The sequence below is a fragment of the Nostoc sp. UHCC 0302 genome (assembly GCF_038096175.1).
Lineage (GTDB): Bacteria > Cyanobacteriota > Cyanobacteriia > Cyanobacteriales > Nostocaceae > UHCC-0302.
Genome location: NZ_CP151099.1, coordinates 636,436 through 650,492 on the forward strand (window position 1 = coordinate 636,436; position 14,057 = coordinate 650,492).

Below are 14,057 nucleotides of genomic sequence, written 5' to 3' on the forward strand. Positions count from 1 at the left end.
TGGTAGATAGCTAGTACTGTAGGCAAACACAAACTTTTTATTTTAGTATGAGCGCAAGATATTATGAATGATTCTGCTGCTAATAGCGATGCTCAACGAGATCCTGCAAATACAAAACTGGATTTAAAAACAAAGCTGGCTTACGGTGCAGGAGATTTGGGCCCAGCGATTACTGCAAATATCTCCATTTTTTACCTGCTACTTTTTTTTACCAATGTCGCTGGTATTCCGGCGGGTTTAGCTGGCAGCATTTTGATGATTGGTAAAATCTGGGATGGAATAAATGATCCGATTATTGGATTACTGACTGATAAAACAAAATCTCGTCGTTGGGGGCGTCGTCTTCCTTGGTTGTTTTATGGGGCAGTTCCCTTTGGAATTTTCTTTTTCTTGCAGTGGATTGTACCGCCATTTAGTACACAGCAGAGCAATAATATTTGGCCGTTATTCTGGTACTACGTTGCGATTGGGATAATATCTCAAGCGTTTTACACCGTTGTGAATTTGCCTTATACGGCGATGACTCCAGAACTAACTCAGGATTACGACGAACGCACTAGTCTTAACAGCATTCGCTTTACATTTTCTATTTCTGGTAGCATTCTGTCGTTGATTTTATCAAAAATTATTTTTTCTCAAATCGCCGATCGCCAACAACGATATTTAGTTTTAGCAGCAGTCTGTACAGTAATTTCGGTCTTAACATTATATTGGTGTGTTTTTGGAGTGCGCGATCGCGTTATGGCTTTTGAAGCAAAACGCATCCAAGCTGAGGAAGCCCCATCTATACCTTTTGGTGAACAGTTAAAGATTGTTTTTAGTAATCGACCTTTTCTATTTGTAATCGGTATATATCTGTTTTCCTGGTTAGGCGTGCAAGTCACAGCGAGTATTATTCCCTACTTTGTGGTCAACTACATGGGTCTCGAAGAGTCAGATATACCCTCAGTCCTAATTGCAGTGCAAGTAACTGCTCTGATTATGCTGTCTGTCTGGAGTGCTTTGAGTAAAAAAATTGGCAAAAAACTTGTTTATTGCCTGGGAATGAGTTTATGGATAATAGCAGCAGCGGGAATGTTTTTCTTGCAGCCTGGTCAAATAGGTTTAATGTATGTAATGGCTGTGATGGCAGGTGTTGGTATTTCTACAGCTTATCTAATTCCCTGGTCAATGATCCCAGATGTAATTGAATTAGATGAACTCCAAACCGGCCAACGTCGGGAAGGGATTTTTTATGGCTTCATGGTTTTGCTGCAAAAATTTGGTTTAGCTTTTGGGTTATTTGTGGTAGGAAATGCTTTGCAAGCATCAGGCTTTAAAGAGTCTGTAGCAGGACAAGCTACACTACCCATACAACCTGAGCAGGCACTACTAGCTATCCGCATTGCTGTAGGCCCTGTACCTACAGTCTTTTTAATTTGTGGCTTAGTTTTAACGTATTTTTACCCTATTACCCGCGAGATGCACGCAGAAATACTTCTGAAACTCAAAGAACGGAAAGAGAGATAACAAGACAAGGAAAAATAATAACTCCTGATTCTTCTACAGACGCGATTAATCGCGTCTCCACTGACTCTTATACGGACGCAATTAATCGCGTATCACTGGCTCTTGACTTCTAATCCAAATGACCAATCCTTGGATAGAGGTTACTGATTGAAACTAGGTAGAAACTGAAGCTAAGTTAACAGGTTCAAGGATAATAACCTAACAGTTTTTAATTAAATACTACGGTTTTGCACATCTAGAGCTTGTTAGTTTTTCTCCTCTAACTTAATAACTTTTTGGAGGATCTTGTGCAGCCTATCTATGATGAATCATTTGAAATGATGGTTCAGGACGTTGAAGTTAAACCCCAGCAGGAAGAATATTATCCAGTCAAACTGATAACGAGCCGAGGTTTAATTTATTGTCGCTACTATCCGGTAAAGGATGCTGAAAAAGCAGTAATTTGGGTGGGAGGTGTTGGTGGTGACTGGGATACACCTGCTCGTAAGCTTTATCCTTTGCTGTGCGAGGATCTCAGAAAAGAGGCGATCGCTTCTTTAAGAGTACGTTACCGTTACCCAACAGAGTTGGAGGAATCTGTCCTAGATGTTCTCGCTGGCCTTCTTTATTTGCGAGATGAAGGTATCAAATATTTTGCTCTGGTTGGTCACTCTTTTGGAGGTGCAGTAGCAATTCAAGCTGCTGTCCAAGATCCAGATGTCAGCACTGTTGTTACTCTTGCTACTCAAGCTTACGGTACAGATCCGGTTCACGAACTTGCAACACAATGCTCACTGCTGCTAATACATGGTATGGCTGACGAAGTATTGCCACCTTTGTGTTCGCAACACGTTTATCAGCAGGCCTTGGAACCTAAGCAGATAATTCTGTATCCAGATGCTACTCATGGATTAGATGAGGTGGCTGACGAAGTTTACCAATTAGTTCGGAATTGGATTGTTCAACAGCTAAATCCTTCTACTGATGTGGCAATGCTAAATTAGTACAAGATAAAATGTTTTTAGTAGCGTTTTAGCGCTTAATAAACTGTAAATATAATGAACAGATTTAGTCTGATCCCATTTCTCAACTTAGTTTGCTTTAACTAATTTAAAATTGTATGAAAAGCGCAAAATTTTATGAAAAAACTGCTTAATTTCTCAGAAAAATTAGTACCAATTTCGAGTAATAACAGTAGCAGATATGATAGTTAAACATCAATTTCAAAACTTTAAAGAGCTACTATCAAGCTCAGAGTTACCGCTGTTGGTAGTTTTTTACTCTCATGTATGCGGGCCTTCTCATTTGATCAACTCAGTTCTTCCAGAAGTAACTAAACAGATGAAACAAGAGCTAAGGGTTGTGAAAGTTGATAGTGAAGCCTATCCTGATTTAGCTAATCAATATCAAGTTCATCCCTTACCAACATTGTTATTATTCAAAAATAGACAACTTGTAGAGCGAATTGAAGAAGAACGAGCCGAGAATTTAATTCCAGTAGAACGCCTCATCCAACGCTTGCAATCCTTAATTTAGTAGTAGAATTTAGTAGTAGCAAATCTGAGCGATCGCGTATATTATGAGTCAGTATTTGCATACTCGCATTCGCAATGTTTTCACAAAATATTAATTAGTTCTATGATGCTTACACCTAGCGTGAGCGTAACTATCACCACTATAAATCTCAGATGATTGAAGGAAACCCGTGAGAATTCACAGACTCAGATAGTACAAGTAAAAGAACTATCCCTTAAAATGCCTGAGAATCCTCGCAAGTTCAGCTTAACACCCTTCACGAAGTTAATAGTTAGTGTTACACCTGCACGACTACCAAAAGGTATAAAAAATATTACAAAAATATGTGTTTTGCAATACATGATTTTTATTTAACCTTGTTAACCAATAAAGCTGTCTTAAAAATAGGTGTAGAAAGAAAGCTAAGTTTATTAGGTAGCGCTGACAACAAATAAAGGTAGTTGGATATCTGCATTGCAATAGAAATTACTCAGTATTGTTACGGCAATGAATAGTTAAGTAAGTCCGCAGAAAAATATTAAGTAATATTACAGCTACATAATTTTCATCAGTCAAACTGAATATTAAATATGGGAGTTGATAAAGCTTAAACAACCTAATACTTTAGTACTCCTACTTACCCTGTATTCTTTATTATTTCGCTACCAGATTGTACTAATCGAATTCACTTTAGGTTAGTGTATTACAGCATAAAATCATACATCTGCTAATCTTTAAGTAACGCAAAACTACTGCTGTTAAAACATTACAGTAGTGAACAAATGGTATTGAAAACAAATTGAGTGAAAGTACAAATAACTCTGAAGTCAACATTGTAATCAAAAATAGACTTCTCGTAAAAATCACGCTTACAGTTATTCAGTAATTAGTAATTTATAGAAGGATGCAATATTCAAAAATGAGTAATTTTTTGGTCTGCTTTAAAACCTTAAGTTTCATAGTAAGTAGTGCTATAATTTTGTCTGCAAACTCTGCTGTTACTCAAGTCTTTCATAATGGTACTCTACTGACTAATTTTCTGAACATCACAGAAGATAATATCACAGTTAGTAAAGGTGAATTTCAATCTGGACATAATCCATTGTACTCTTTTAAAGAATTTTCTAAATATATTATAGAAGTAGCTCCACCTAATAATATTGAGAGAGTGGGTTGTATTACAACCCCACTAGGTTTGAAATGTTGGTAAGTTTTAATGGTATTTTAACTTTGTCTTCATCCCTAGTTAATTGAGAATAAAGATATTAGGAATGGAGAGAAGTTAAATTAACAATACCATCCCTAACTACAGATTTATAGAATTGAATCGAATATAGGTTTTCTAGGGGTGCAACATTGTTGCACCCCTTTTATGTATTGTTTGTTTACAAAGTAAAAAAACGACTAAATTTGGTAAACAGAGAGGTAAATATAGGCAAAGGGTTTCGATGTAATCTACTTGAATTTAAGCGCTGTATTACCGTAAATCAGCAAATTGTATTTCTTGAAAAGGATGCAAAATCATAAATGATTAATTTTTGGGTCTTGTTTAAAAGCTTGGGAGTTACAATAGGTAGTGCTATAACTTTTTCTACAAACTCTGCTATTGCCCAAATTACTCAAGATGGTACTTTACCTGTTAATTCTTTAGTAACAAAACAAGGCAATATCACAATTATTAAAGATGGAACCGAATCTGGAAACAATCTATTCCACAGTTTTAAAGAGTTTTCTGTACATAATGGAAGTACAACTGAATTTCAATATGTTGGCAATATTGACAACATTATTAACCGCGTAACAGGTAAGTCTATTTCTAATATTGACGGTATCCTTAAAGTTAATGGCACAGCAAACCTCTTTTTAATTAATCCTAATGGGATAATTTTTGGCCACAATGCTTTTTTAGATATCCGCGGTTCATTTGTGGCGAGTACAGCTAGTAGTGTAAATTTTGCCGATGGTATCAAGTTTAGTGCTACAAATCCCCAAACCATACCTTCGCTGAAAGTAAGTGTTCCTATAGGTTTACAATTCGGAGCGAGTGCGGCTCCCATCCGCAATCAATCCCAAACAAAAGTCAATGGCGCGACTAATAGTTTTGGTCAATCTGTTGGTCTACAGGTACTGCCAGGCAAAACTTTAGCACTTATTGGTGGTGACATAACACTACAAGGCGGAAATATCACAGCAAGTGGGGGACGAATCGAGCTAGGTAGTGTTGGTGCTAATAGTTTAGTCACTTTGAACTCAACGAACCAAGGTTGGACAACAGGATATGAACGGGTACAAAATTTTCAGAATATCCAACTCATAGAACGAATGGTAAATGGTTCTAATATCCCCTCTATTGTAGATGCCAGTGGTGAAAGTGGTGGTAACATTCAGGTTCAAGGTAGGACAGTGGAACTAATTGGCTATCTTGTGTCTTTAACAACTCAGACTAGAGGTGAGGGAAAAGGCGGAGACTTAACAATTAACGCTAAGAAATTAATTGTTCGAGATGGCGCGCAAGTATTTACTTCTACTCTAGGGAAAGGTAATGGAGGAAATTTGACTGTGAATGCCTCTGAGTCCGTTGAGGTTGTTGGTGGTGTTCCTATACCAAATAGTAATTTTTTTCAAAGAAGTGCATTATTTAGTACAACTGGCTTAAGTGGAAAGGCAGGTGACCTGACTATCAACACTGGAAGGTTGCGTGTTGAAGATGGAGCAAGGATTACAACAGAGTCTAATGGCACGGAAATTAATTCAAAGTTAATACCGGCTACAGGTGCAGGAGGGGATTTGACTGTGAAAGCTTCTGAATCTGTAGAATTAATTGGAACATCAGTAACAGGTTCTGCTAGCGGCTTATTTGCTGCTACTAATGGTTCTGGAGATGCAGGCAAAGTAATAATCGATACAAAAGAGTTACTTGTTCAAGATCATGCTGGGGTGAGTGTCAGTAGTAAATTTATCCCGGGTTTTACTTATACAGAGGATACAAGCAATCTAGGAAAAGCAGGGGATCTAAATGTCAGCGCTCGTTTTATACTTCTGGACAACCAAGGAAAACTGAAATCTGATAGTGATTCAGGACGAGGTGGAAACATTACGCTAAATGTGCAGGATTTATTACTAATGCGCCACCAAAGCCAAATATCCACCAATGCAGTCACGAATGGGCTTGCTGGTAGTGGAGGTAATATTTTCATCAATGCTGCTAATGGCTTCATCGTTGCAGCTCCCTTAGAAAATAGCGATATCACCGCCAATGCATTCTCTGGTTCTGGGGGAAAAATCACAATCAATGCTAAAAGTATCTTTGGATTTGTACCGCGTACACGTACAGACTTAGTGAGGGTGTTACAAACTCAAGACCCAAAAAACCTTAATCCAAGTAATTTACTTACAAGTGATATCACGGCGTTTTCGCAGCAAAACCCTTCGTTAAGTGGCACAATTCAAATCAACTCACCAGATGTTGACCCCAGTAAAGGATTAGTGGAACTGCCTGTAAATGTGGTAGATGCTTCGCAGCAAATAGTTACTGCTTGTAATGCTGAGGGAAAAATGACTAGGGCTTCATTTATTATTACTGGCCGTGGTGGAATTGCATCTAATCCTGTAGAACTTTTGACGGCTGATACGGTGCTAGCAGATTGGATAACGCTAGAGCCAGAGGATGAGAATCGTGCTAACAGTAGCCAAAACAGAGTGATTATTCAAGAGTCGAATACACAAGTAGCGTCACAGAAAGTTAATGCTGTCAACAAAGCAACTCAAATTGTAGAAGCTCAAGGGTGGGTTATGGATGCCAATGGTAATGTAGTTTTGGTTGCTCAAGCACCGACTGTGACCCCCCATCGGCAAGCACTCAATTTCACATCTTGCGCTGTGGTTCAGGAAGTGCGTAGGAATGATGACTTTGTATTTAATTAATATTAAATATTTAATTGTCAAGTATCTGCGGTTAGTAATTCTTGCTGTAGAGTTAGAGTTGATTGGAAATAGCCCAATGTGGCTTGTAGCGATCACTTAATTAGTCAGTGTAGTTTACACTCTGGCTCAAAAAGGGGTAGTAATTAGGATTTTTAGCAGAATTTTTCCTCATACTTGTTCCTTCTTCCGGTACAAGACGAATAAATATAATTTAGTGCAAGTTAAGAGTAGTGCAAACATCGCAAATTATGGACGCTGCTAAACGCCTTGCTACTCTTAATCACATCCGCAAACTCAGCCGTCTGATGGATACATCTATACGTATCCCTCTGATAGGTTTTCATATTGGACTAGATCCAATCATCGGTCTAGTTCCAGGTGCTGGTGATTTGATCAGTACAGGGTTTTCAGCTTACATCATATTTTTAGCTACGCGCTTTGGTATACCACGCCAAGACTTAGCCAAAATGATTTTCAACGTCGGCTTGGAAGCGATTGTTGGCACTGTGCCTTTAGTAGGTGATTTGTTTGATGCTGTCTATAAATCCAACATTCGCAATTTGGCAATTTTAGAGCAACATCTGTCGGTAGTTGAACCAAAAATCGAAGAAGTATTTAATGAAATTTACAAAAGTGAAGTTAGCCGAGTTTAAGATTTAGAACTTCAAGATTCTACGGGCAGAACTACAGGAGTCAAGCTAAATTAATGCCCTTACATATTGCATTTTTAGGTGAAGATTGTCATTAGTCATTTTTAAATGCAAATGACAACTTTCACGAATAGGTATGCAAATTAAATACCTAACAGCTTACAACATTCAAATCTGATATTTAAAACAGGAGATGTACTATCATGTCACAGCAAACTGCTGCCGAACTTTTGAAAGCTATAAAACAAGATCAAGCATTAAAAGAAAGGCTGAGAGCAACATCTGATCCAGAAACCTTTATCACAATTGCTAAAGAACGTGGGTACGACTTTACAGTTGACGAATTGGAAGCTGAACTAGACAAATTATCTGAAGAAGATTTGGCAGCTATTGTAAATCCAGGGTGGGGGCCTAGACGCCATATTAATCCCAGATAATTACTGTTTGCAAGTAGAGGCGTTGCAGTGCAACGTCTCGTAGCGAGGTGATCTAACGTATTACTTTAAAAGAAGGTAAACATAGAGTTTTAAACTCTTACTGTATTTAATAATTACACTAATTTTGACAGGGCTGAGTGAATAACCTAATTTATAATCTTTAAACAGCCTTGATGGAATTTTCTCACTTTGTTCTTAATTTCTCAACGACTAGCCTTCTTACGCCATTTCTTCAAATTAGCATCCGTTAACATCCTTTCAAACCTGATGGTTCCCATCGCAGGATTAATGGATATGGCGTTTTTGGGACACTTAACAGAAATACGCCATTTAGCAGGTGTGGCAGTAGCAACAATTTTATTTAACTATATTTACTGGACATTTGGTTTTCTTCGCATGGGTACAACTGGAATGGTTGCCCAAGCAATGGGGCGTGAAGATCACAGATCAGTACTACTAATTGGGTTACAGCATGGAGTTTTAGCACTATTACTAGGGCTAGCAATTCTGGTGTTACAACAACCCATACAAATATTAGGTTTTGCCCTCTTGAGTGCAACACCAGAAATTAAATCCTCTGGAGTTGCTTTCTACAATGCTTTAGTTTGGGGTGCGCCAGCAACTCTCATCAACTTCGTATTAATTGGTTGGTTTTTAGGGCGAGAACAGAGTAACAGAGTATTGATACTATCAATAGTAAATAGTGGTGTAAATGTACTGCTTGATTACCTGTTTATTGTTCTTTGGGGATGGGAAAGTAAAGGTGCTGGAATAGCAACAGCGATTAGTCAGTATCTAATGTTATTGGTAGGTATTTTATTATTTTGGCGAGAAATTGCGTTTAAGCAGGTGCAAGCGTTAAGTAGAGAATTATTTGACTTTTCTACTTTAAAAGTTGCTTTTATGCTCAATGGCGAGATTATAATTCGCACCTTTGCGTTAATCTCCACGTTTGCAATATTTACTAACCTAAGTTCCATGTTGGGGACTGTGGTTTTGACAACGAATACAGTACTAATGCAAGTTGTAGCCTTAGCTGCATACTTCATTGATGGGTTGGCATTCGCTACAGAGAGTTTGGCAGGAATTTTTCGAGGCAGAGAAAATACTGATGCTCTAATACCGCTGCTACAAGTTTCTACGGTAAGCAGCTTGGGTGTAGGACTTATGTTTGCTACCGCCTTTATTCTCAGTCCAGAACCGCTTTTTCAATTATTAACGAATCATACTGAGATTATTGAGCATTTACGTCTTTATGTCCCTTGGTTACTACCAGTTTTAGGGTTTGGTTCTGTTGCTTATGCGTTAGATGGTTACTTCCTGGGGCTGACTCAAGGTCATACACTTCGCGAGTCGATGCTAAAATCTACTTTGATCGGCTTTATGCCGTTAGCGATCGCAGCTTGGTATTTTCATAATAGCCATCTACTTTGGTTATCAATGTCTTTGTTTATGGCAGCGAGAACAATGACTTTAGCATTGCAGCTCCCAAAAACATTGAGGAAATAAACCAAAATAGGCTAACTCTTCTCAAAACTGGCCCTTCATTAAGACAATTCTGCCGCAGGGTTTAAAAAATCTATCTTTTTCCTAACTGAGATATGTCTTTTGTTAGAAGGATAATTCCCTTTTTATAGTTAGTGTTTATTTATAATCAAAAGAGCTAATTGGCTTGAAAGTTAGGTGAGATTTTATCAGATATGCTCACGAAACTATAACTCCATTCGCTGAGTTAATTACACATAGAAACTAAATTTAGTTTCTATAAAAATAGCTAGATTTGGAGTAAGCCAATTATGTCTCGAAACTGTGAAAAGCACTGACAATGGAGTAATGGCATGACAAATTTGATTTCTAGGGCGATCGCTTCCGTCAATTCCTTACTTAAGGAATTTCAAGTAAAAAGTTTATTGAGTGTTGTCCTAGTTGGTTTGATAATGCTGACAACGAATGTTGCTTCTGCGGACAATAACAAAGGCTTGAAGGAAAAAGTTAGAGAAGACATAGAGCAAAATGATGCCCAAAGACCAAAAACAGTAGGACAATGGTATAAAGATGCTCGCCAAACCAATGACGCTCCTGGTGAACGAGTTAAGAAAATTGGACAACAGTCAGCAGAAGCCTTCAAAGAATTTGGTTCCGGATACGTAGAAGGTGCTAAAAACACAGCTAGTGACGTAGGGGAAAGTGCAGCAGAAGCAGGTAAAGATATCTCTAGACAAGTTGGACGCTAAACGCTTTGTCATACTGCATTGAGAGAAAGTACTGATATTTGTCATTTGCATTTGCATATACATTTATTAGTACTTGCATAAATACCTTAATCTCAGTGTTGGGTATAAAACTAGGTGAAATACAAACTTTAGCCGCTGCGCGAAGCTTAAAGTAGGGTGGGCATTACAATGCCACCCTATTTTAGTTTATTCATAATAATATAAATAGGGATATTATTAGAGCTAGGATTACTAAGCAATTTACCACTTTAAGAGTTGCAAATTGGTAACCTCTAACCTAACATTATCCCTATACATCATACATCCATATATTGTCTAGAAGATTTTATTCTTCTAAAGATTTGGCAGTTTTCGTTAGCAGCTTTCCTAATCTTTGAATTGGGCCTTTGAAGCCTCTTTTTGCTTCTTGACCTACAGCCGTAGTTTGTTCACCCAGTCTTCCTAATACATTACTAATGTCAGCAGGTTTAGGGTTACTGCGCTTTAAAAGCTGCTTGAGTTCTTTAATCCCATTAGCAATTTGCTGTAGATTTTCATCTTCGGATTTGTGCAGCAAATTGTACCATTTATCAACACCACCCAGTGTTGTCTCGTTATCAACCTGTGTTAAGTCTTCTTCAAGAATTTCTATTAAAGAATCAATTTCTTCAATTTGTTCTTGGTCTTCAGCTTTGCCTAAAGAATTACCAGCTTTAGTTAACTGCTTACCCAATTGCCGAATTGGAGTTTTAATCTCCTTATTAGCATCAGCAGCAAAGTTAGCTGTTTGCTCCCCAATTTCTGTTAGCACTTCGCTAATTTCATGACCTGTAGCTTTATTGCTTTTGATAAGTTGCTTGAGTTGTCTAAGGTGAGTAGCAACTTCTTTTAGTTCCGGCTCTTTAGCCTTATGCAGCAATTCGTACCATTCTTCAACTAAGCTCAAAGCAGCATCACTTGGTACTACCGTCAAATCACCCTCTAGCGCAGACTTCAATGACTCTAGCTTCTGGCTCAATTCGCCATTATCACCATTGTTATCAGATGCTTTCTTACTTGTATCTTCTTCATGGGTAGAACTTTGCTGACCCTTGGTTTTTGGTTGGCTAGCCATAGTGTAATTTTGTTACGGTAACTTTGTAAAAGTACAAGTATCAGTTTATAAAGCTAATACTGTAGTTCCCTCATTCTCAAGAGCTAATATTAAATTAGTGAATAGATAACTCCTTTGATAGAGGCTGCTTTGGCTTTTAAAGCTACTTGTTAGTAATAATGGATAAAAAAGCTTAAGTATATGATTAGATCCAAGTGTGTTTGAGATATTAGCAAGGCTTAGACAATAATTTTACTAAAAGTAGCTAGTTAGATTTGCTGTTGTCTACGAATAGACTAGAAGAGAAGATTCGGACGATAGAAGCTAGCTACCTTGAACAGAAAAAGTTATATAAATGCTAGTTTTGTTTTATTATATAAAATAATAAAATTTGCTTATTTTAACATAATATTTAAAGCGTAAGTTTTACAATTAGGTGTTTTTACATAAGACAAAATCAAAGATATAATTCAATTAATTTTGTCAGATATTTTAATAAAAAAGCTTGATTTTTCAAAGAAAATCCTTAAAAATAAACGTATTATGCAATTACCAAGTTATTGTCCATATAAGCTATAGAATTTATATCTCACTTACTTAAGTCCGCAGATGCGGACTTTTTTATATGTAGTAACTCTCTAGTATTACTAAGATAATCTCAATTAGATACTTAATCTTATTCCTAGTCTTTAAAAGATTAGACAATAATCATAATGCATGGAAATGAGACTAGCACAAACTATTTAGGAATTCTTGCCCTAGATAAGCTACCAGGTAACAAACTAAAGCTGCGGTAGGAGTCTGGTTCAATTAAGTTAAAAACGGTGTAAATTTAGGTTAATAAAAGATTATGTATTCTTCATTACTGCTTTATAATTCCCATTGACTACAGTATCTTGCCCAAGATACCGCAGATTAGTGGGAGAAATTTGATGACCAAGTGGCAACGTACTCCTAAATCAAGGAGATATTTAACTGAGTTAGTTGAGAGTTACATTATTAAAGCTTCGCAGCCTATAAGACAGTGGTGTTTACAAGCAATACGAAGTTGGTTAGATAGGTATTATTTATGGGGCTTTGTGTCCCTATTTTTGGTTGGAGTTAGCTTGAGTGTGGTACTGGCTGCCTGTTCTTCACCTAATACTGATAACACTCGTAATACTAGTGCAACTTCTAAAAGTGATGTAACCCTGACGTTTGTTTCCTACTCGGTTACTAACGCAGCATACGAGCAGATCATTCCGAAATTTATAGAGAAGTGGAAGAAAGAACATAACCAAAACATTACATTCAATCAGAGTTATGACGGTTCTGGTTCTCAGACATTAGCCGTGATTGAAGGTAAAGAAGCTGATGTAGTACACCTGTCGCTTGCCCTTGATATTGATAAACTTGTTGAGACAGGTTTTATTCAACCGGGTTGGGAAAAAGAAGCGCCTAATGATGCAATTGTTACCACATCTATAGATGCGATCGCTGTACGTGAGGGTAATCCCAAAAACATCAAAACTTGGGCAGACTTGGCACGAGATGGCATAAAAGTAGTAACTGCTGATCCGAGAACATCTGGTGGTGCGCGCTGGAATTTTCTCAGTCTTTGGGGTTCTGTGACAAAAACTGGCGGTAATGATAATCAAGCAATAGATTTTATCTCCAAAGTCTATAAAAATGTACCATTGTTGCCTAAAACTGCTCGAAATGCTAGCGAATTATTTTTCAAAGACAATCAAGGTGATGTTCTGCTTAACTATGAAAACGAGATGATTTCATTGGCACAACAAAATGGAAAAAAAGTTCCATATATTGTACCTGATGTAAATATCTCCATCGACAATCCTGTTGCTGTTGTAGACAAAAATGTTGATAAACATGGTACTCGTCCTATTGCAGAAGAATTTATCAAATTTCTTTACACCCCAGAGTCACAAAGAGAGTTTGCCAAATTAGGATTTCGTCCTGTTGACAAGGCGATCGCAGAAGAACTAAAAAGCAATTTCCCTAAAATTAAAACTCTTTTCAATGCTCAAGATTTAGGAGGATGGAACGAGATTCAGAAGAAGTTTTTTGATGAAGGTGCTATCTTCGATAAAATTCGAGCTACTAAGTCTTAAAGTATAGTTGCACAACCCAATGAATATTAAAGTAAGATGTAATTTTTGATTCTATACAACAAAACTCATTATCGGCTTTGGTGGTGCAACTATAGTAGACAGTAAACACAAAGTAGTCATTGCCGATATTATAGCCAGCAAGGTAAAAGGTATCTATAGCAATCCTAAATCCTTTGTAATAAACTAGCTCCTCGAATTTTGTGATAAGTCGGGGAGCTATGAATTTCTAGCGATCGCTCTACTATTAATCTTGCATTAAGGGATATTGGCGTTTTTCTCAAAACTAGCATCGTTTATCTATAAAAATATGGATACTTCAGTAAATCTGCATTTTTTAAATTTAGTTACAACGTGTATTTTTTAGGTTGCTAATTAGCTAGTTGAAGTATTGCCTGTTACCTGAAGAGAAAAAGTAACAAATTAAAGTTGGCTACATCTTTGTAGTTTACTCGGTCTAATTTGACAGATAACTAAAAGCGATCGCTCGATTTTCTGTATTTTGTTGTACTGCTGTAGCAAGTTTTTGAACTCTTGGCACTTCACTTTTTTTAGATGTTCAATTATTTACATACCTCTCACAGCTTGGAAAAAACCAAGTTTAATGAAATAGTGAAACTTGCTAATGT

At 37.2% G+C, this 14,057-nt stretch carries 11 protein-coding genes; 9 read left to right on the plus strand and 2 right to left on the minus strand.

What is annotated here, in order from left to right; translation table 11 throughout:
* Window positions 1-63: 63 nt before the first annotated feature.
* From WKK05_RS02570 to WKK05_RS02605, 8 genes are all read left to right on the plus strand, one after another.
* Window positions 64-1,509, plus strand: coding sequence for an MFS transporter (locus WKK05_RS02570; RefSeq protein WP_341528250.1), 1,446 nt, complete (start codon window positions 64-66; stop codon window positions 1,507-1,509).
* A 287-nt stretch (window positions 1,510-1,796) separates the two neighbouring features.
* Window positions 1,797-2,492 (plus strand): dienelactone hydrolase family protein, encoded by a 696-nt coding sequence (locus WKK05_RS02575; protein ID WP_341528251.1) that lies wholly within the window; start codon window positions 1,797-1,799, stop codon window positions 2,490-2,492.
* 199 nt (window positions 2,493-2,691) lie between these two features.
* On the plus strand, window positions 2,692-3,024 hold the full coding sequence (locus WKK05_RS02580) for a thioredoxin domain-containing protein (protein WP_341528252.1): 333 nt from the start codon (window positions 2,692-2,694) through the stop codon (window positions 3,022-3,024).
* Window positions 3,025-4,530: 1,506 nt separating this feature from the next.
* Window positions 4,531-6,927 carry a filamentous hemagglutinin N-terminal domain-containing protein gene (locus tag WKK05_RS02585; protein WP_341528253.1) on the plus strand — a complete coding sequence of 799 codons (2,397 nt, stop codon included), beginning with the start codon at window positions 4,531-4,533 and terminating at the stop codon, window positions 6,925-6,927.
* A 248-nt stretch (window positions 6,928-7,175) separates the two neighbouring features.
* A complete protein-coding gene (locus tag WKK05_RS02590; protein WP_341531007.1) occupies window positions 7,176-7,580 on the plus strand; it encodes a DUF4112 domain-containing protein in 405 nt (134 codons plus the stop codon).
* Window positions 7,581-7,780: 200 nt separating this feature from the next.
* Window positions 7,781-8,014, plus strand: coding sequence for a Nif11-like leader peptide family natural product precursor (locus WKK05_RS02595; RefSeq protein ID WP_341528254.1), 234 nt, complete (start codon window positions 7,781-7,783; stop codon window positions 8,012-8,014).
* A gap of 189 nt (window positions 8,015-8,203) precedes the next feature.
* Window positions 8,204-9,523 (plus strand): guanitoxin biosynthesis MATE family efflux transporter GntT, encoded by a 1,320-nt coding sequence (gene gntT / locus WKK05_RS02600; RefSeq protein ID WP_341528255.1) that lies wholly within the window; start codon window positions 8,204-8,206, stop codon window positions 9,521-9,523.
* 329 nt (window positions 9,524-9,852) lie between these two features.
* Window positions 9,853-10,248: a hypothetical protein gene (locus tag WKK05_RS02605; protein WP_341528256.1), complete on the plus strand. Its 396-nt coding sequence runs from the start codon at window positions 9,853-9,855 to the stop codon at window positions 10,246-10,248.
* A gap of 325 nt (window positions 10,249-10,573) precedes the next feature.
* Here the strand turns inward: WKK05_RS02605 and WKK05_RS02610 are convergent, their stop codons facing one another.
* The gene (locus WKK05_RS02610) at window positions 10,574-11,341 is read right to left on the minus strand and encodes a hypothetical protein (protein WP_341528257.1); all 768 of its coding nucleotides are present in this window, start codon (window positions 11,339-11,341) and stop codon (window positions 10,574-10,576) included.
* A gap of 911 nt (window positions 11,342-12,252) precedes the next feature.
* Here WKK05_RS02610 and WKK05_RS02615 point away from each other — a divergent pair.
* Window positions 12,253-13,431: a sulfate ABC transporter substrate-binding protein gene (locus WKK05_RS02615; protein WP_341528258.1), complete on the plus strand. Its 1,179-nt coding sequence runs from the start codon at window positions 12,253-12,255 to the stop codon at window positions 13,429-13,431.
* 164 nt (window positions 13,432-13,595) lie between these two features.
* On the opposite strand, the gene WKK05_RS02620 is transcribed toward WKK05_RS02615, so the two are convergent.
* The gene (locus WKK05_RS02620; protein WP_341528259.1) at window positions 13,596-13,721 is read right to left on the minus strand and encodes a hypothetical protein; all 126 of its coding nucleotides are present in this window, start codon (window positions 13,719-13,721) and stop codon (window positions 13,596-13,598) included.
* Window positions 13,722-14,057 lie beyond the last annotated feature (336 nt).

What these genes read in the sequence shown, in the direction of transcription:
- WKK05_RS02595 (WP_341528254.1), top strand. Translation starts at nt 7,781, where the DNA reads ATGTCACAGCAAACTGCTGCCGAACTTTTGAAAGCTATAAAACAAGAT.
- WKK05_RS02585 (WP_341528253.1), top strand. Translation starts at nt 4,531, where the DNA reads ATGATTAATTTTTGGGTCTTGTTTAAAAGCTTGGGAGTTACAATAGGT.
- WKK05_RS02605 (WP_341528256.1), top strand. Translation starts at nt 9,853, where the DNA reads ATGACAAATTTGATTTCTAGGGCGATCGCTTCCGTCAATTCCTTACTT.
- WKK05_RS02615 (WP_341528258.1), top strand. Translation starts at nt 12,253, where the DNA reads ATGACCAAGTGGCAACGTACTCCTAAATCAAGGAGATATTTAACTGAG.
- WKK05_RS02620 (WP_341528259.1), bottom strand. Translation starts at nt 13,721, where the DNA reads ATGCTAGTTTTGAGAAAAACGCCAATATCCCTTAATGCAAGATTAATA.
- WKK05_RS02580 (WP_341528252.1), top strand. Translation starts at nt 2,692, where the DNA reads ATGATAGTTAAACATCAATTTCAAAACTTTAAAGAGCTACTATCAAGC.
- WKK05_RS02610 (WP_341528257.1), bottom strand. Translation starts at nt 11,341, where the DNA reads ATGGCTAGCCAACCAAAAACCAAGGGTCAGCAAAGTTCTACCCATGAA.
- WKK05_RS02570 (WP_341528250.1), top strand. Translation starts at nt 64, where the DNA reads ATGAATGATTCTGCTGCTAATAGCGATGCTCAACGAGATCCTGCAAAT.
- WKK05_RS02590 (WP_341531007.1), top strand. Translation starts at nt 7,176, where the DNA reads ATGGACGCTGCTAAACGCCTTGCTACTCTTAATCACATCCGCAAACTC.